This window comes from Chromatium okenii, assembly GCF_002958735.1.
GTDB lineage: Bacteria > Pseudomonadota > Gammaproteobacteria > Chromatiales > Chromatiaceae > Chromatium > Chromatium okenii_A.
This window is the reverse complement of record NZ_PPGH01000034.1, coordinates 420,632-439,429: the sequence shown is the minus strand read 5'-3', so window position 1 is coordinate 439,429 and position 18,798 is coordinate 420,632. Positions and strand designations below refer to the sequence as shown.

Here is an 18,798-nt window from a genome sequence, read left to right as displayed (position 1 = left end):
TGTTGATGCGCGAGTTCTTCCAAACTGAAACTCGTTTTTCTCGATAACCGAGCAATCTCGCATGAGTAACGCTGCTGCACAGGCTTATCTAAATACCCGAATTTCGGTGATGTCTACCCGATTGTTTGCGCCGGAATTGATTGACCGGCTGCCGCGATTAACGCTTCCTGAATTGGCCGAACAATTTGGCTTGACGGCACTGCTGGATGAGCAGGCGACTGCAACGATGCGCCGCCGCGCGATCGAACAAAGTTTGTTGCAAGTGTTATTGGCTGATTTGCAAGTGCTGGCGCGACCGATGCCGGCAGCAGAACGCGCCGTGCTGCTGGCGTGGGCGCGGAAATATGCGCTGTTTAATCTGAAAACTTTGATTCGCGGCAAGTTATACGCGCTCGAGCAGAAAGCCATTCGTGACCATCTATTTGATTTGCCAGCGACCTTGCGCCTGCCGCATCAGGAATTATTCCGCGCTGAGAATGTGCTGGAGCTGCTGCGCCAGCTCGAAACCGGTCAATATCATCAAATCGCTCGCCAAGCCCGTGAAGTGTATGAAAAACAGCGCGAGCCTTTTGCGCTGGAAGCTGCGATTGATCAACGTTATTACAGTAGAATTGTGCGGCAAATCATGGGTTTAGATCATTATCATCTCAATGCACTGCGGCGACTGCTGGGCGCAGAATTGGATCGCGTGGCGCTGCTGTGGCTGCTGCGGTTTCGTTTGACCTATCAGCTTTCGTCGTCGGAAACCTATTATCAATTAGTGCCTTCCACGCGCTTATTGACCCGCGAGCAACTGTTGCGACTGGCGAACTTCGACACGCTGGAGCGCATTTTGGAAGCACTTCCCGCACCGCTCAACACGCTGCTGGCTGGCAGTCACGATCTCGGCGAAGTGCAGCGGCGGATGAATCAGGCGACGCACCGCGATCTGCATGAGACCTTGGTGCGCAGTCAATCCGGTTTGGCGCGAGCGTTGGCTTATCTCATGCTGCGCGAAGCAGATTTGCAGCGCCTGTTGACGGTGGTGCAAGGGCGATTGCTGCAATTCCCAGAAATGACCATCAAAGCTGCGTTGGAATTGAACGAAACCCATCACGTTGAGTTACACAGCGCCGCTTAAACACCACGGCAGCCATGCCAAATAGCGTTTATCCATGACCACGCGAGCGATTTTGCCATGTTGATGAAACACGTCCGTTTACTGGTCTTGACTGAGGATTTGCCGCAGGCGTCGCTGGCGCTGGCCAAAACCCTGAGTTTTCACCCAGACACGCGCCCACCGACCGAGACGCGGTTGGATGAATTGCCCGGGCGCACTTACCGCGACACCTTCAGTCAAGCGCAATCACGCCTCACTAAAATCACCCGTTTATTGCCATTGACCGCTGCGCCAGAACTCGCCGCAGTGCGTGTCGTGACGTTTGCCGAACTGTGCGAACTCAACGCCCAGCTCGGGGCGCTCTGGAATGACGCCTCGCGTTATGAGGAAGAATTTCGGCAACTCGACGACGCCGAGCGGCTGATTAAAGAGCAATTGGCCGCACTGGAAAATTTCGCGCATCTCAACATTGATTTGAGCCTGCTGCACAATAAAACACGCTTTTTGGCGTTTCATGTCGGATTGGTACCGCGTGAGAATCTCCGCCAATTGGAAGGTGCGGTTCAGCTCGCCGGACACATTCTGTTGATTTATAAACAACAAGACGATCAAGCGCAGATCGTCATTGTCGGACCGACCGATCACGATGCGCCGCTCGCGCCACTGCTGGCGGCAGCGGGATTTCAAAATCTGCCGATTCCAGCAGAACTAGATCGCAAACCTGCTGAATTACTAGAAGATTTAGCGGCGCACCGGCTCGCCATTGCTGAACAACGGCGGGCGCTACACACGCGCCTCGAACAGTGGGGCGAACCATTTCGTGAACAACTGCTGGCAGCGCAACACACACTGATGCTGGCAGAACCATTGGTGACTTTGGATTCCGCGCTGCGCAGTTCTGGACAGTTGGCGCATCTTGCCGGCTGGGTTCCGGCGCGAGCAGTAGCGTCGTTGAAACGACAGTTGCGCCAATCGCTCACACAACCCTTTGATTTAAGCTGGCGTAATCCGCGCCCAGACGAACGCAAATTGGTTCCCACCGTGCCGCTAAAAAGCCGCTGGCTCGCGCCATTTGCCTTATTGGTCAAGCAATATGGAATTCCGGCGTATGGTGAAATTGATCCCACGCCATTGTTTGCAGCGACTTTTTTACTAATGTTCGGAATGATGTTCGGCGATCTTGGACACGGCGCAGTCATTGCGGGCGCTGCGTATTGGGCGCGGCATAAATTGCCAGATTTTTATCTATTCGGCGTATTCGCTGGCATTTCATCCATGTTATTTGGATTACTATTCGGCAGCATATTTGGTTATGAAGACATCATCTCTGCATGGTGGATGTCACCGCTGCATGATCCGATTTTAATGCTCGAAGTCGCACTGGGTTGGGGCATTATTTTTATTATCGTTGCCTGTCTACTCGGCATTTATAACCGGCTCGTAATAGGCGACGTGATTGGCGCAGTATTTGAGCGACATGGCGTGATCAATTTACTCTTCTATCTCGCCTTTTTAACTGGCGGTTATGGATTAGCGACTGCTGGCTCATTCGGAACATTGCCCAGTATTTTGGCGATTATCACGCTGCTGGCGCTTGCGGCTTTTCAATGGCATCACCTTAATGCGCCAACAGGCGAAAAGATATTAGTGGTCGTGATTGAAACATTGGACACGATCATCGTCTATCTCTCTAACACCTTGTCTTTTCTGCGTGTTTCCGCGTTTAGCTTAAATCACGTCGCGCTGGCACTGGCAATTTTTACCCTCGCCGACATGATGGGCGTATTCGGGCATATCGTGACGCTCATTCTCGGCAATATCTTTATTCTGGTATTGGAAGGCGGCATCGTGATGATTCAAGTCATGCGGTTACAGTATTACGAAGGTTTTTCGCGCTATTTCTCCGGCGATGGTCATGCGTTTGCACCGCTGCAATTGCGGCGGAAAACAGTGGTAAATTGAGTCGATAATTTCAGTGCCGCCAAAAATTCGTGAATTGATCGCTGCTCTTGAAAAAGCAGGATTTAGCGATCGTGGTGGAAAAGGCAGTCATCGAAATTATATTCACCCGAAAATGATTAAACCAATTACTGTATCGGGACAATATGGAGATGATGCTCAACAATACCTTATCAAAGCGGTTCAAAAAGCCATTAAAGAATCACAGCAATGAAAGATGCCGATCGTTATCTCAAAATTGTCGAATGGTCTGTAGAAGATGCCTGCTATGTAGGCAGTTGTCCGGGTTTAATGTTTGGCGGTTGTCACGGTGATAATGAGCAACTGGTTTTTGCTGAACTCTGCCAAATTGTTGATGAAATCATCGCGCTTTATCATGCTGAACACCGTTCTCTTCCACCACCCACTTCGGGTAAGGATGTTGCGCATTTTTTGCAGCAGGTGGCATAAAAAATGGAGTAATCTCGTTGTTTATAAATAACAACTTCGCTGTCTATTAAACACTTAACTGGAGCATGTTATGTATTGGCTCGTTGCACTGATGTCTGTCGCAATTTTTGGTTTAATTCTGTCCGGTATTGCACTGGAATTCCGCCCCGCATTCGCCACCCGTATTCGCAGTTGGTATCGCCCAGCAATGAGCACCCAATTGGTGGTTTTCGTTGGTGCGCAACTCGGTTTGTTATTCATGGGGATTTCTGACGCAATGGCGCAGGTGGAAACCGTTGCGGCTGCGCCAGAAATGTCAATTGGCATGGGTTTGGCCATTCTCGGCGTCGGTATTCCGACTGGTTTATCAACGATTGGCGCCGGCATCGCAGTGGGTCCAATCGGCGCGGCGTCGCTCGCAGCGGTGATGGAGCGCCCAGAAGCCCTCGGACGGACGCTGATTTTCCTCGGTCTCGCCGAAGGTATCGCCATTTATGGCTTGGTCATGAGTATCTTGCTGCTGAACAAGCTCGGTTGAGCGCCGTTCGATGGACAGCGTGCATCCACTCGGCGACCCGACGCGATTGCTGTTTCTTGGTGAGGAGTGCCTCGCCGATGGCTTTCGGTTGATCGGTTTCGAGACCTATCCAAATCCCGCACTCCGCGATGTCGATCAACTGCTGCGTGAATTGCAACGCAGTCAGACCAAGGCGTTTTGGTGGTTGATGATGCGGTGATGGCTCAGGACATTCCACAGTTGCAACGGGTACTGCGCGAAGGCGGACGAATCGTGGTGATCGCCATTCCCGCGCTCAATGCGCCGCCGAAATTAGCCAGCGAGGTGGCAAATCGTCTCGCGGCACTGTTTGGCGCAGCCACCCTTCAAGCCAGTTCCACTGGAGAGCGATAGAGATGGGGAATCAGGTAGACGAATTAGAGCGAGCGATTTTGGCTCGCGCCGAACGATTGGCGACTGAGTTCCGCGACCGCGCTGGGCGCAGCCGTGACAGCATTTTGCGCGAGGCAGCGGAGCGGTTGCGGCTGCGCGAATCCCGTGAGGAAAGCACCGCGAAAGCATTGGCGGAGCGCAGTTTTCGCCAGCAGGTGCAAGCCAGCGAGTTGAAGCTGCAAACCCATTTGGATCAGGTGCGCTGGGATTTGGTGCAAGAAGTGGAGCAGATGCTGACCGAGCGAATGCGCACCTTTATGAGTGATGCGCCGAGTTATCAGGCATGGCTGGAGCGGTTGATGCTGGAAGCAGTGGCGCTGATTGAAGCGCCCGAACTGACGATTGCGGTCAACGCAGCAGATCAGCGCCAGCTCGCCGAGCGTTGGGAAGAACTGACGGCGGCGCTGCCGGAAGGCAAAACTGCGACGCTCGCTACAAATGCGCTGGACACGCTCGGCGGCGCGTTGATTGCCAGTGCTGACGAGCGCATTCGCGTTGATCAAACGTTTGAAGGGCGGCTGGCGCGATTGCGTCCGCGCATTCAGCAAACCATTTTGGAGCGCCTGCTGCCGGGTGGTTTTGAAACCGGCTCTCTCTTTACCGGATGATTAAATGATGAGCGAAATCAAGAGAATCGGCGTTATCCGCGACATCAACGGTCCAATTGTCACCATTGATTTGCCCGGTGTGCGCAGCGGCGAACAGGTCAAAATTGGCGAACTCGGTTTATTCGGCGAGGTGATCTCACTGCGCGGGCAGCAGGCAGTGGTGCAAACCTACGAATCGACGGACGGTGTGCGCCCCGGCGAGCCAGCAGTTGGATTGGGCTGGCCGCTGTCGGTGGAGCTCGGTCCCGGATTGATGGGCGGAATTTTCGACGGAGTGCAGCGTCCACTGTCAAAAATCGCTTTAGAATCTGGCGATTATATTCGACGCGGGATCAGCGTTCCGGCGTTGGATCGCACAAAAGAATGGGCATTTGTACCGAATCCGACGCTGGCGCTGGGTGCGAAACTCAACCCCGGCAGCGTGCTGGGCACGGTGCAGGAAACGCACACCGTCGTGCATCGCATCATGGTTCCGCCGGGCATCAGCGGCGAACTCGCAGAAATCACGCCAGCGGGCAATTACACGATTGAAACTATAATTGCGCAGGTGCTTGATCGCAAAGGCGTAACGCATTCCCTCAACATGTATCACCGCTGGCCGGTGCGGAAACCACGTCCTTATGTGCGCCGCGACGATGGCATTTCGCCGCTGATTACTGGGCAGCGCGTGATTGATACCTTTTTCCCGCAAGTCAAAGGCGGCAAAGGCGCAGTGCCTGGTCCGTTTGGTGCGGGAAAAACCGTGGTGCAACAGCAGATTGCGCGGTGGTCGAATGCCGACATCGTGATTTATGTCGGCTGCGGCGAACGCGGCAACGAGCTGGTGGACGTGCTCGAAACTTTCCCGCAGCTCGACGATCCCTACTCCGGGCACAAATTGATGGAGCGCACGTTGCTGGTCGCCAATACCTCCAACATGCCGGTGGTGGCGCGAGAAGCGTCGGTCTACGTCGGCATGACGATGGCCGAGTATTACCGCGATATGGGTTATGACGTGGTGATGCTGGCGGATTCGACCAGTCGCTGGGCGGAGGCGCTGCGCGAAGTGTCTGGGCGGTTGGGGCAAATGCCGGTGGAAGAAGGTTATCCGGCGTATCTCGCCTCGCGGCTGGCGGCGATTTATGAACGCGCTGGGCGGGTGGAAACCTACGACGCAGGCATTGGCTCGGTCACGTTAATTGGCGCGGTTTCGCCGCCCGGTGGCGATTTCTCGGAACCCGTCACCAGTCATACGAAAGATATTATTGAAACCTTTTGGGCGTTATCAAAAGAATTGGCAGATGCACGTCATTATCCATCAATTGATTGGGTGACGAGTTTTTCTGGTCATGTGCACACTGCCGCGCAATGGTGGCATAAAGAAATAAATCCCGATTGGGAAAAGCGACGCGCAACGGCGCTGGCGCTATTGGCACGAGATGCGGAATTGTCGCGCATTGTGAATTTGGTTGGACCCGAAGCACTTTCTAGTGCGCAGCGTTGGGAATTAGAAGGCGCGTCGTTAATTAAAGAAGGCGTATTGCAACAAAGCGCCCTCGATGAGATTGACACCTTTTGTTCACCTGCAAAACAATATGCGATACTGGATTTAGCCATCACCATTTATAAACGCGGCGAAGCGTTAATTAAACTTGGCGTCCCGATTTCTGAATTACAGAATCTGCCCTTGCTGGCAAAAATGCGCCGCATTAAATCCATGTATTCCAGCGAACAATTGGAGCAGATTCAAGCGTTCCGTGGCGAGGTTGATCAGGCAATGGAATCTATTCGGATTGAATACGCTAAACAGGGTGAACCGGCGTGAGGCATTAACCCCCTGTTGATCAAAAGCCCCCTGCATCAAGGGGGTTTTTTTTGAATACATCAGATCAATTGGATAATCTACTGATGACGCTATACGCTGATTTGCAACAAGTGCGCAGTGAAGAAGATGTTAAAGATGCGTATATCAACGCCTTGGGCTTGAAAAGTTATACCAAGGGTTTAATTGATATTCAAACCAAAGAAATCTGGTTTGAAGCGAAAGATACGGGCAAACATTCCAGTTATGCGATGTTTACGCAGTTGCTGCATTATGTGCAGGATGCGTTGAATAAAGGTGAGCGCATTCCGCCGTTTTTAGCCGTGATTGATACCGAAAAAGCTGCGGTAATGAAAAGCGCAGATGTGCTGCCGTTTTTAGCTAAGAAGACGATTAAATGGGGTAAATCAGCCAGCAAATATACGCCAGAAGCACTGGAGGCAGTCTCAGCGTATATCGGAACCTATTTTGTTTCATTCCGTTTGGCAACCCACGAAGATGAATTCATTGCGACAATTAAGGCAGCGATTCAAACCGGTGAAATTATTCGGATTCAAATCACGCCGGATAATTTGAAACAGGTATTTGATAAATGGGTAACGATGATTGGCACTGAGATTGAAGGTGTCAGCGCCGATGATTATGCGCTGCTATTTTTTGCCGACATAATGAATGACGGAACGGTGTCTTCTTATCAAGAAATTCCCGCTAAATTAATTTTTGTAAAAAATAAACCAGCATTTATGTTGGATGGCAAGGTTTGTGAACTAGGCAATAAAGAAGGGTATCGCCGGTTTTGGGCAATTTATCACCGTCCGCCGCAAGAAGAACATCGTAACTATTTACTGGAACGGCGTGATAGTTTAATTCCGTTGAATGAGCGCAGCTTTAAGGGCGCATATTATACGCCGCTCAATGTCGTGGATCGCGCTTATGACACACTTGCTGAGGTATTGGGAAAGAACTGGCAGAAAAATTATCTCGTGTGGGATATGTGTTGCGGCGTCGGCAATTTAGAAGTCAAGCATTCCAATCACCGCAATTTATTTATGAGCACGTTAGACGTTGCGGACATTGATGTAATGCGGGCAACGAAAATCTGCGTTGCTGCCACGCGCTTTCAATATGATTATTTGAATGATGATATTACTGATGACGGCAAAATTGATTACAGCTTGACCAATAAAGTGCCGCCAGCGTTGCGTGATGCAATTCACGCAGGCAAGAAGATTGTGGTGTTAATCAATCCGCCGTATGCAGAAGCAACCAACGCTGATAATACTGCAATCGGCGCAGGTGCTAAGAATAAAACAGGCGTGGCAAAAACTAAACTTGCTGCCGTTGCAATGAGTCGTTATGGTAAAGCCAGCAACGAATTATTTACGCAATGTTTAGCCAGAATTGCGTTAGAAATCCCAACGGCAACGATAGCGATATTCAGCAAGCTGAAATATGTCAACGCGCCCAACTTTGAGAAATTCAGACAGGTTTGGAACGCTGAATATCTCGGTGGCTTTGTGGTGCATAGCAAAGCATTTGATGGCTTGAAAGGCAATTTTCCGATTGGTTTTTTAGTGTGGAAGACGAATCAAACCGCCAAAAAGAAAAAGCTGATTACCGAAATTTCAGTTGAGGTTTTTGATAAAAAAACCCAACCAATTGGCGAAAAAAAGTTTTATCATCTGCCGAATGAACAGTTTTTGAATGTGTGGTTAAAACGTCCGCGAGCCAACAAGGTTGAAGTTATCCCATTAAAGAATGCAATCGTGCCGACGACTGGCAAGGCGTGGATTTCTACTTTGTCAGATAAAGCGATTGCTTATATGTACTGCGGCGTTAATGACATACAACATGCAACCCAGCAAACGGTTTTATTTTCTTCTGTATACAGTGGCGGGCATGGCTTTTATGTTAATCCCGACAATCTTTGGCAAGCCGCTGTCATCTTTGCCGTGCGCCGTTTAGTGAAACCCACTTGGTTAAATGACCGCGATCAATTTTTGCAACCAACTGGTGAACTCAGTGATGAATTCAAACACGATTGCTTGATCTGGATGTTGTTTAACGGCAGCAATCTCACTGCCAGCGCCGATGATTTAGAATGGAATGGCGCAACGTGGTCAATCGTTAATCATTTTATTCCGTTCACGGCAACCGAGGTCAACGCACCAATGCAGTTTGAATCTGAGTTTATGGTGAATTATTTACAAGATAAGGTGCAGTCAACGGAAGCAACAGCGGTGCTTGCTGAAGGGAAAACACTCTGGCAAGCCTATTTTGCGGAAGTGGATAATCATACCGTGCGCCGTGAGTTAAAATTAAATCGCGCTGATGTTGGTTGGTATCAACTCCGCAACGCTTTGAAAAAGCGCAATGATAGCGGTGATTATGATGTGCTGGTCAATTTTGCTGCGTTTGAATTGGCATATAAAACCTTGACCGAGAAATTGCAGCCGCTGGTGTATGAATTGGGCTTTTTGAAACGTTGAAAAATATGATAACAGCGACTGATTCTAAAGCCTTTTACAATACACAAATGCCGACGCGTTGTTTATTAGAAAACAGCGATAGCTTAATTCCACTGAATGAACGCAGCTTTAAGGGTGCGTATTACACGCCGCTCAATGTCGTGGATCGGGCTTATAATAAACTCGCCGAGGTGTTGGGAAAAAACTGGCAGAAAAACTATCTGGTTTGGGATATGTGCTGCGGCGTTGGCAATTTGGAAGTGAAGCATTCCAATCATCGCAATCTGTTTATGAGTACGTTGGATGTTGCAGATATTGATGTGATGCGGGCAACGAAAACCTGTGTTGCAGCAACGCGTTTTCAATACGATTATTTAAACGATGACATCACAGATGATGGCAACATTGATTACGGTCTCACGAATAAAATGCCGCAAAGTTTGCGCGATGCCATTCGAGAAGGTAAAAAGATTTTGGTGTTAATTAATCCGCCGTATGCAGAAGCAACAAATACCGATAATACGGCAATTGGCGCTGGTGCTAAAAATAAAACAGGTGTCGCAAAAACAAAACTTGCCGCTGTAGCAATGAGTCATTACGGTAAAGCCAGCAATGAATTATTTACGCAGTGTTTAGCACGAATTGCGCTAGAAATTCCAACTGCAACGATAGCGATATTCAGCAAACTGAAATACGTCAACGCGCCCAACTTTGAGAAATTTAGACAGGTTTGGAGTGCTGAATATCTGGGTGGCTTTGTGGTGCATAGCAAAGCATTTGATGGCTTGAAAGGTAATTTTCCAATTGGCTTTTTAGTGTGGAAAACAAATCAAACTGCCAAAAATAAAAAGTCGATTACTGAGATTTCAGTTGAGGTTTTTGATAAAAAAACACAACCAATTGGTGAAAAGAAATTTTATCATTTGCCGAATGAGCGGTTTTTGAATGTGTGGTTAAAACGTCCAAGAGCCAACAAGGTTGAAGTTATCCCATTGAAGAATGCACTTGTTGCTACAATAGGGAATGCACGAGTATCAACTTGGTCAGATAAAGCAATTGCTTATATGTATTGCGGAGTTAATGACATACAACATGCAACCCAGCAAACTGTTTTATTTTCATCGCCTTATGGCGGAGGTAATGGATTTTATATCAATCCCGATAATCTCTGGCAAGCAGCGATTATCTTTTCAGTGCGCCGATTGATTAAACCGACGTGGTTGAATGACCGCGATCAGTTTCTGCAACCGACTGCCGAACTCACCGATGAATTTAAAAATGACTGTTTAATCTGGATGCTGTTTAGTGGCAGCAATCTCACTGCCAGTGCTGATGGTTTAGAATGGAATGGCAAAACGTGGTCAATCGTCAATCATTTTATTCCCTTTATGGAACAAGAAGTGAATGCGCCAGAACGTTTTGAATCTAATTTTATGGCGAATTATTTGCAAGCTAAAGTGCAATCAATTGAAGCGGCAGCGGTGCTCGCAGAAGGCAAAAAACTCTGGCAAGCATATTTTGCGCAAATTGATAATCACACTGTGCGTCGTGAATTAAAATTAAATCGCGCTGATGTTGGCTGGTATCAACTTCGCAACGCTTTGAAAAAGCGTAATGATAGCGGTGATTATGACGCGCCGGTGAGTTTTACGGCTTTTGAAGTGGCGTATAAAGCCTTGAGTGAAAAGTTGCAGCCGTTGGTGTATGAATTGGGTTTCTTAAAAGCGGAAGTAGATCATTCAAATTGAATCGGTAATTCATGCAATGATTGATTAACACAATTTTTGCGGACGTGCGCGAATTCTTATATCCGTTCCAATATGTCGCACTTCGGTAAATACTAATTTAATGCGTTGCTTCATTGCGATCAATTGCTGTAATTGAAATAATCCCAGCGCCATATCGCCCATAACATGCGGCGCTAAATACAGCACCAATTCATCAATCAATCCCGCAGCCAGCATCGTTCCCGATAAGGTTGCGCCGGTTTCTAATAACACCTCATTGATTTCACGCTGCGCCAGCTCGTGCAATAGCGCCAGCAAATCCACTCGCCCATTCCGCGCTGCGCATCGAAAAACCTGCGCCCCAGCCGTTTGCAGTGCCGCAATCCGTTTGGGCGCATCCGCAACGCCAATCACCAGCGTCTCGCCGGGCAGTCGCAACAGCCGCGCATCGAGTGGCAAGCGCCAGTGGCTATCAACCACCACGCGCAGCGGCTGGCGCACCGGCGCATTCGTTGCCGTTTCCGACAATTCGGCAGCACTCAGGCGCACATTCAAGCTGGGATCGTCCGCCAAGATCGTGCCGATTCCCGTCATAATCGCCGAACTTTCGGCGCGTAATCGCTGCACATCGCCCCGCGACGCTTCTGAACTGATCCACTGACTTTCGCCATTCGCCAGCGCCGTGCGTCCGTCCAAACTCGCCGCCAATTTGCAGCGCACTCGCGGCAAACCCTGCTCCATCCGTTTGATAAAGCCGGGATTTAATGCCCGCGCTTCGGTTTCCAAAAGACCGCTATCGGTCGCAATTCCCGCTTGGCGCAACTGCGCGAGACCTTGCCCAGCCACCAGCGGATTGGGATCGCTCATCGCACACACCACCCGCGCTACGCCCGCTGCAATCAGCGCCTCGGTGCACGGCGGAGTGCGCCCGTGATGACAACAGGGCTCCAGCGTGACGTAAGCGGTTGCGCCACATGCAGTTTCACCAGCCTGCGCGAGCGCCAGCCGCTCGGCGTGTGCTTCACCGGCGCGTTGATGCCAACCTTCGCCGACGATGTGCCCGTCATGCGCCAGCACACAGCCGACCCGTGGATTCGGATCGGTCGTGTAGCGCCCGCGTTCGGCCAATTGCAGTGCTCGCGCCATCAGCGCGTGATCTGAGTGCATGTCTTTCATTACGTTGTCAATTCCTGATACACCGCGACATTGCCTTCAACCATTGCGTCGATTGAAAACTCCCGTGCCATTAACGCTTGCCCGTTTGCACCAAATCGCTGGCGCTGGGCGGAATCTGCCAACAATGCGTGAATCGCATCGCGCAACGCGCCAACATCGCCGGGCGGAACGAGTACGCCATTTTCGCCATCGCGCACTGCTTCTGGAATGCCACCGACGCGGCTGGCAATAATCGGCACTCCGGCACTGGCAGCTTGCAGCAGCGATACGCCCAATCCTTCCATCAGTGCCGGATGCACGACGACATCGAGCGCCGTCAAAATCTCCGCTAAATCAGCACGAAAGCCTGCAAGTTGCACACATTCACGCAATCCGGCAGCGTCGATCTGGCGCTGTAATTCCTGCGCCAGTGCGCCTTGCCCAAAAAATTTCACTTGCAAATTCGGATGCGCAGCGAGCAGTTCCGGCAACGCAGCGAGCAAAAACCGATGACCTTTGCGCGGAATCAATTGCGCAATCACGCCAAGCAGCAGCGCGTCATTCGGCACACCGAGTTGAGCGCGAATGGCGTTGCGGTTGCAGGCTGGCGCGTCCTGTTGCCAATCAACGGCGCTGCGCACCATCCGCAGTTTTTCCGCCGGTAAACCTTCAGCAATCAGCACGTTAGCAATGCCTTCAGAAATGGCGATCACGCGATCATGCAGCCGATATTTCAGCGCCACGCGCCAGCGCGGTTCGGGATTATCAACGCGCCGCGTGTGAATCACCGGCACTCCAGCGAGTCGCGCTACCACTCCGCCGAATACGTCCGCGCCGCGCCGACTGTGCAGATGCACCAATTCTGGCTGAGTGGCGCGAATCAGCCGCCACAGTCGCCCAATCATCAATACGTCCGCGTCACCGTGCAGCGCCAGCGGATGCACTTCCGCCACTGGCGCAGCAGCTTCCGCCAACGCGCTACCGCGTGGACACACCAGCAGATTGTGATGACCGCGAGCAGCGAGTCCGCGCAGTAAATACAGCACCTGCAACGCGCCGCCGTACAGATGACGACCCGCTTCAACGTGAAGGATTTTCATTTTTTATCAACCATTTAGCGGTGTTAATCACGGTATCAACGCTGATCTGACGCAGACAGTCAAACTTGCCGTCGCAGGTCGGATGGCGTTTGCACGGCGAGCACGGCAGCGCGTGATACAGCACCTGCGCGTTGGTGCGTCCAGTGTCGAGATACGGGCGCGTGGAGCCGAACAGCAACAGGCTCGGCGTATTCAGCGCGATGCCGATATGCCCCAAACCCGTGTCTACCGCGATCACCAGCGCGGCTTGGTCAATCAACGCTGCGGCTTCGGCGAGGCTGGTTTTGCCAACCAAATTAACCAGTTGTCCGCTACTCGCTGCCGTCATCCGCGTTGCTGCCAGATGTTCTGCCGCACCACCGAGCAGCAACGGCGTTAATCCCAATTCCGTGTGCAACCGCGCTGCGAGCGCCAGCCAGCGGTCTTCAAACCAATGTTTTTGCGGGCGCGTGGTGAACGGACACAGCACCGCGTAACTCTGGGTGATGCGCTTTTCAACGAGCATATCGGCGATAAACGCAGCTTCGGTCGCGCTGTAATGCACCGCCATTGCCCAGTCGTCGGTCGGCAAATGCAGCGTTTCGGCGAGATAACGATATTCCGAACCGATCTGACGGGCGATGCCGCCGCGTGGCACGGTGCGCGTCATCAGCCACTGACTGCCTTCGCGTGATCCGAGCCCGATGCGCTCGCGGGCAGCGGACAGCCAAGTGAGCAGCCCGCTTTTTAGTAAACCCTGAAGATCAATTGCTAAATCAACGTTGTAGCTCTGCAACGTCGCTCGCAGCACCCAAATACTGCGCAGCAATGCGCCAAAATGCCGCTCGCGCCACAGTTGCCGCCAGTGGCGCAGCGGACAGGCAATAACATCATCTAAATCGGGATGATGATCGAGTAAAGCGCGATATTCCGCTTGTACCAACCAGACAATTCGTGCATTCGGATAAGCGCGGCGCAATGCGGCAATTAACGGCGAGGCAAACACGATGTCGCCGATGGCGCTGAGACGAATTAAAAGAATCGTGGACATGATTTAAATTTGCGATTGAAGCGGATTTATTTCCGCCAAAACATCGGTGTGAATAGAATAAGCAGTGAAAAGACTTCGAGCCGTCCCAATAGCATAGTGAAGCTCAAAACCCAAGTCTCAAAATCGGTCAAGCTGCCGTAATTGGTTGCCGGACCAACCACGCCTAGACCAGGTCCCGCATTATTGATGCAAGCGATAACTGCGGTGAGTGCGGAAATAAAATCTAATCCGCCGAAAATGAGCAAAAAAGTCATCGCAACAATGCTCATAAAATATAAAAAGATGAAGCCGAGAATAGCGACTACAACGCTATTGGGAATGATCATTCCGCCTACCGTAACTGGCGCTGCCATTGCCGGATGCAATAGCCGAGTTAATTCCCGTCCACTTTGGCGCACTAAAATAAGGGTACGAATCATCTTAATTCCTCCACCAGTAGAACCAGAGCTGGCGGTAATAGAAGATAAAAAGAGCATCCAAAAGGGTACGAATGTTGGCCACAGCGCGTAGTCAGTATTGACAAAACCGCAGTCAGTGGCAATTGAAACTAAATTAAAACTGACGAAACGCAGTGCTGTCCAAAAGCTGGCGTAGACATCATTGAACCAGAGATAAGCAGCGCAGCCGATGCAGCTAAAAAACAGCACTGCGAATACGCCTCGTGCTTCTGTATCACGCCAATAGGCTTTCAAACTGCGGTCGCGCCACACGGTGAAATGTGTTGCAAAATTGAGCGCAGCTAACACCATAAAAAAAATTAACACTGCTTCAATAATAGGTGAATCAAATGCGCCAACGCTGGCATCACGGGTGGAAAAGCCGCTTAAACTTAATGCCACAAAAGCATGACAAATCGCATCAAACCAACTCATTCCCGCTAACCACAGTCCTATAATACAAGCGAGCGTTAATACTAAATAAATCACCCATAACACTGCGGCAGTGTCAGCAATACGCGCAGTGAGTTTGGCGTCTTTAATTGGTCCCGGTACTTCGGCACGAAATAACTGCATTCCACCTACGCCGAGCATCGGTAAAATTGCGACCGCTAATACAATGATACCCATGCCGCCGAGCCAACTGATGGCGTGTCGCCACAAATTGATTGAAGGAGCTAACGTATCCAATCCGACCATTACCGTAGCGCCAGTGGTGGTTAGCCCAGACATCATTTCAAAAAACGCATCGGTGAATGACATGTGTGAATGCAGCATCAACGGTACGGTGGCAATCGCTGAAATCAATACCCAAGACAGCGTGACTAAAATAAAACCGTCTCGTGCTTTTAATTCCGTGCGGTATTTATGGGTTGCTAAAGTAATTGCGCTACCTACCGCAAGACAGGCGATTAAACTAATTACAAAGGTGAAGAGTGTTCCATCTTGATAAATCAATGCGCATATAATAGGCAGCAGATAGGTGAGACTTGATACCATTAACAGGTATCCCAGTACGTTCATTACAGATAAAAGTGCACGCATGTTAGAAAAACGCCAGTCCGACTTGAAAATAACGTTCCACTTTTGGCACTAAGCTCTTGCTGGCTAAAAATAAAATAACGTGATCTTCCGGTTCAATTAACGTGTCACCGTGTGCGATTAACACTTGACCTAAATGCAGTGATGCGCCGGGTGTATCCTGACTGACTCCGCGCACAATTGCGCCGATACTCGCGCCTCTTGGCAGCTCTAACTCACTGATATGTCGTCCAATAACGCGAGAAGTAGACGCATCGCCATGTACGACAAACTCCAGTGCTTCCGCTGCGCCGCGCCGCAAACTGTGCACTGCTGCGACATCGCCACGTCGCACATGCGCCAGCAATGAACCAATGGAAACTTGCGCTGGTGAAATCGCAATATCAATCCGATCTGCTTGTAATAAATCGGCATAAGCACGGCGATTAATCAATGCCAATACACGCCGCGCACCGAGATTTTTTGCTAATAGCGCAGCCATGATGTTGTTTTCATCGTCATTGGTTAACGCCAGAAAAAAGTCCATATCGTCGATGTTTTCCGCAATCAACAAATTCTCATCGGTGGCATCGCCTGCCAATACCAGCGCTCGATCCAATAATGAACCCAGTTCGCGGGCTCGTTGTTCTTGCGATTCAATCACTTTAACTTGATAGCGTTCTTGCGCGACTTCGGCCAGCCGCGAACCGATGTTGCCGCCACCCGCAATCATAATGCGTCGCGTGGGTTGGTCGCTTTGCCGCAATTCGGTCATCACTTGCCGCATGTCGCGGGTCGCAGCGAGATAAAACACCTCGTCGCCAGCCTCAATCCGCGTGTTGCCGTCGGGCATGATGGGTTGATCGCGGCGATAAATGGCGGCAATACGAGCGTCAATTTCCGGCATGTGGCGGCGCAAATCACTGACCGGATGTCCAACCAACGGACCGCCTTCGACCGCTCGTGCTGCGACTAAACTCACCATGCCATCAGCAAATTCAAGCACCTGCAACGCTTCTGGAAATTCGATCAGTTTCAGCAAGTAATCGGTGACGATCTGTTCTGGGCAGATGCTGAAATCTACCGCAAAGTTTTTAGCGTCGAGCAATTCGGGATGCCGGCTATAGTCTGCTGAACGTAACCGAGCGATTTTGGTGGGAATTTTGAATAGCGTGTCGGCAGTGCGGCAGGCGCAGAGATTGGTTTGATCGCTTTGTGTGACCGCAATTAACAAGTCGGTGTCTTCTGCGCCAGCTTGTCGCAATACCGAAGGCAGCGCGGCATTGCCAATGACGGTGCGCAGATCAAGTCGATTTTGTAATTGCCGCAAGCGACGGGTGTCGGTGTCAATCACGTTGATTTCATTCGCTTCAGAAACCAAGCTCTCGGCAACTGAACTGCCTACTTGACCAGCACCCAAAATGATGATTTTCACAATTTAAGGCTCTTATTCGAGGTTACGGCACGGAGATCAATCATTGATGCTAACGCGCTGTCTGCTGGCTGCCTATCATTAACGCACTTTGCGCTGAAATTGCGTATTGGCAACAACTGTGAACGCGCTCGCAATCTGTTGACATCATTGGTCAATCACGGCAGGCAAATTCTTGTGCCAAGCGCGGTTTTCACGTTATATTCCGCCCTACGATCAAGGCGGTTTCCTAAGCAGAGAAACCGCCTTTTTTGTTTTCCGAATCGAGTGATCAGTTGGTCAGCGAGAGCACTGCTTCGTGAGAGACCGCAAGGTTCAAACCGCGTTAAATTGCTATAAAATTCGACACTTTACTAGAAAAGCAGAGATTTTAATGAACAGTTACGAATCCTTGATGGCCACCTACAAACGTTTGCCAGTGACCTTTGCACACGGTGATGGCGTGTGGTTGTGGGACACCGCTGGCAAGCAATATCTGGATGCGCTTTCAGGCATTGCAGTGTGCGGACTCGGCCACGCCCATCCTGCCGTGACTGCGGCGATTTGCGAGCAGGCCGGACAATTGCTGCACACCTCAAATCTGTACCACATTGCCGAACAGGAGCGGCTGGGCGCACTGCTGACGCAACGCGCTGGCATGGATCGCGTGTTTTTTGCCAACTCCGGCGCAGAAGCGAATGAAGCAGCGATCAAGCTGGCGCGGCTCTACGCACATCGGCGTGGCGTTGAAAATCCAGCCATTTTAGTGATGGAAAACAGTTTTCACGGGCGCACTCTCGCCACGCTGTCTGCCACCGGCAACCGCAAGGTACAAGCCGGGTTTGAGCCGCTGGTGCAGGGTTTTGTTCGCGTTCCCTACGATGACATCGAAGCCATTGAAATTGCTGCTGCTAATCGCTCAAACATCGTGGCGATCATGGTGGAGCCGATTCAGGGTGAAGGCGGCATTCGGATTCCTGCTGAGGATTATTTGCCGCGTTTGCGTACATTGTGCGACCGTGAGGGCTGGCTGCTGATTTTCGATGAAATTCAAACGGGTATGGGACGCAGCGGACGCTGGTTTGCCCACGAACACGCTGGGATCAAGCCGGACGTGATGACGCTGGCGAAAGCACTCGGCAATGGCGTTCCGATCGGCGCCTGTCTCGCTCGTGGTGCTGCGGCTGAAGTGTTCACGCCCGGCGCACACGGTTCCACGTTTGGCGGTAATCCGCTGGCGTGTCGCGTGGGACGAGCAGTGCTCGAAACCATTGAAAATGAAGAACTCATTGACAACGCAGCGTCTCAGGGTGCAGCGCTGCTCACCGCATTTCGCGCTGCGCTGAAACATCAACCCGGAGTGGTCGAAATTCGCGGGCGTGGTTTGATGCTCGGCATTGAGCTGGATCGTCCCTGCGGTGAATTGGTCAATGCGGCACTGGACGCTGGATTGTTGATTAATGTGACTGCGGAGCGCGTGATTCGGCTGCTACCGCCGCTGATTTTGGCGCAACCGGAAGCGGAACAACTCGTGCAGAAACTCACGCATCTGATTGGTCAATTTCTCAGCGCCACTTCCGCATCATTCCACCAATAGAGACGTGA

The 18,798-nt window shown here is 51.0% G+C and carries 17 protein-coding genes; 12 read left to right on the top strand and 5 right to left on the bottom strand.

Annotated features, from left to right (window positions below):
- Positions 1-61: 61 nt before the first annotated feature.
- The 11 genes from CXB77_RS08090 (at position 62) to CXB77_RS08045 (ending at position 11,061) form a co-directional block, all read left to right on the top strand.
- Positions 62-1,120: a V0D/AC39 family V-type ATPase subunit gene (locus CXB77_RS08090; RefSeq protein ID WP_105073473.1), complete on the top strand. Its 1,059-nt coding sequence runs from the start codon at positions 62-64 to the stop codon at positions 1,118-1,120.
- Positions 1,121-1,183: 63 nt separating this feature from the next.
- Positions 1,184-3,061 carry a V-type ATP synthase subunit I gene (locus CXB77_RS08085; protein ID WP_431520715.1) on the top strand — a complete coding sequence of 626 codons (1,878 nt, stop codon included), beginning with the start codon at positions 1,184-1,186 and terminating at the stop codon, positions 3,059-3,061.
- 13 nt (positions 3,062-3,074) lie between these two features.
- The gene (locus CXB77_RS08080) at positions 3,075-3,272 is read left to right on the top strand and encodes a type II toxin-antitoxin system HicA family toxin (protein WP_105073471.1); all 198 of its coding nucleotides are present in this window, start codon (positions 3,075-3,077) and stop codon (positions 3,270-3,272) included.
- A complete protein-coding gene (locus tag CXB77_RS08075; protein WP_105073470.1) occupies positions 3,269-3,508 on the top strand; it encodes a hypothetical protein in 240 nt (79 codons plus the stop codon). The genes CXB77_RS08080 and CXB77_RS08075 overlap by 4 nt, the downstream gene beginning before the upstream one ends.
- 70 nt (positions 3,509-3,578) lie before the next feature.
- Positions 3,579-4,025, top strand: coding sequence for an ATP synthase subunit C (locus CXB77_RS08070; protein ID WP_105073469.1), 447 nt, complete (start codon positions 3,579-3,581; stop codon positions 4,023-4,025).
- Positions 4,026-4,035: 10 nt separating this feature from the next.
- Positions 4,036-4,224, top strand: a complete 189-nt coding sequence (locus tag CXB77_RS23700) for a hypothetical protein (RefSeq protein WP_347338082.1) — start codon at positions 4,036-4,038, stop codon at positions 4,222-4,224.
- Positions 4,224-4,397 (top strand): hypothetical protein, encoded by a 174-nt coding sequence (locus tag CXB77_RS23695; protein ID WP_347338081.1) that lies wholly within the window; start codon positions 4,224-4,226, stop codon positions 4,395-4,397. The genes CXB77_RS23700 and CXB77_RS23695 overlap by 1 nt, the downstream gene beginning before the upstream one ends.
- 2 nt (positions 4,398-4,399) lie before the next feature.
- Positions 4,400-5,044, top strand: coding sequence for a V-type ATP synthase subunit E (locus CXB77_RS08060; protein WP_105073468.1), 645 nt, complete (start codon positions 4,400-4,402; stop codon positions 5,042-5,044).
- Positions 5,045-5,051: 7 nt separating this feature from the next.
- Positions 5,052-6,848, top strand: a complete 1,797-nt coding sequence (locus CXB77_RS08055) for a V-type ATP synthase subunit A (protein WP_105073467.1) — start codon at positions 5,052-5,054, stop codon at positions 6,846-6,848.
- 50 nt (positions 6,849-6,898) lie between these two features.
- On the top strand, positions 6,899-9,334 hold the full coding sequence (locus CXB77_RS08050) for a hypothetical protein (RefSeq protein ID WP_197711027.1): 2,436 nt from the start codon (positions 6,899-6,901) through the stop codon (positions 9,332-9,334).
- A 5-nt stretch (positions 9,335-9,339) separates the two neighbouring features.
- Complete coding sequence (locus CXB77_RS08045) at positions 9,340-11,061, top strand: hypothetical protein (protein ID WP_197711026.1); 1,722 nt, start codon at positions 9,340-9,342, stop codon at positions 11,059-11,061.
- Positions 11,062-11,085: 24 nt separating this feature from the next.
- On the opposite strand, the gene ribD is transcribed toward CXB77_RS08045, so the two are convergent.
- The 5 genes from ribD to trkA are packed head-to-tail and all read right to left on the bottom strand — an operon-like array spanning position 11,086 to position 17,217.
- The gene (gene ribD / locus CXB77_RS08040; protein WP_105073465.1) at positions 11,086-12,216 is read right to left on the bottom strand and encodes a bifunctional diaminohydroxyphosphoribosylaminopyrimidine deaminase/5-amino-6-(5-phosphoribosylamino)uracil reductase RibD; all 1,131 of its coding nucleotides are present in this window, start codon (positions 12,214-12,216) and stop codon (positions 11,086-11,088) included.
- Positions 12,216-13,295 (bottom strand): glycosyltransferase, encoded by a 1,080-nt coding sequence (locus tag CXB77_RS08035; protein WP_105073464.1) that lies wholly within the window; start codon positions 13,293-13,295, stop codon positions 12,216-12,218. The genes ribD and CXB77_RS08035 overlap by 1 nt, the downstream gene beginning before the upstream one ends.
- Positions 13,276-14,325, bottom strand: coding sequence for a glycosyltransferase family 9 protein (locus CXB77_RS08030; protein ID WP_105073463.1), 1,050 nt, complete (start codon positions 14,323-14,325; stop codon positions 13,276-13,278). Before CXB77_RS08030 ends, CXB77_RS08035 begins: the two co-directional genes overlap by 20 nt.
- A 26-nt stretch (positions 14,326-14,351) precedes the next feature.
- A complete protein-coding gene (locus CXB77_RS08025; protein ID WP_105073462.1) occupies positions 14,352-15,806 on the bottom strand; it encodes a TrkH family potassium uptake protein in 1,455 nt (484 codons plus the stop codon).
- Position 15,807: 1 nt separating this feature from the next.
- Positions 15,808-17,217, bottom strand: a complete 1,410-nt coding sequence (gene trkA, locus CXB77_RS08020; protein ID WP_105073461.1) for a Trk system potassium transporter TrkA — start codon at positions 17,215-17,217, stop codon at positions 15,808-15,810.
- Between the two features lie 370 nt (positions 17,218-17,587).
- Between trkA and CXB77_RS08015 the strand changes: the two genes are divergently transcribed.
- A complete protein-coding gene (locus CXB77_RS08015) occupies positions 17,588-18,790 on the top strand; it encodes an aspartate aminotransferase family protein (protein ID WP_242445552.1) in 1,203 nt (400 codons plus the stop codon).
- Positions 18,791-18,798: the final 8 nt, after the last annotated feature.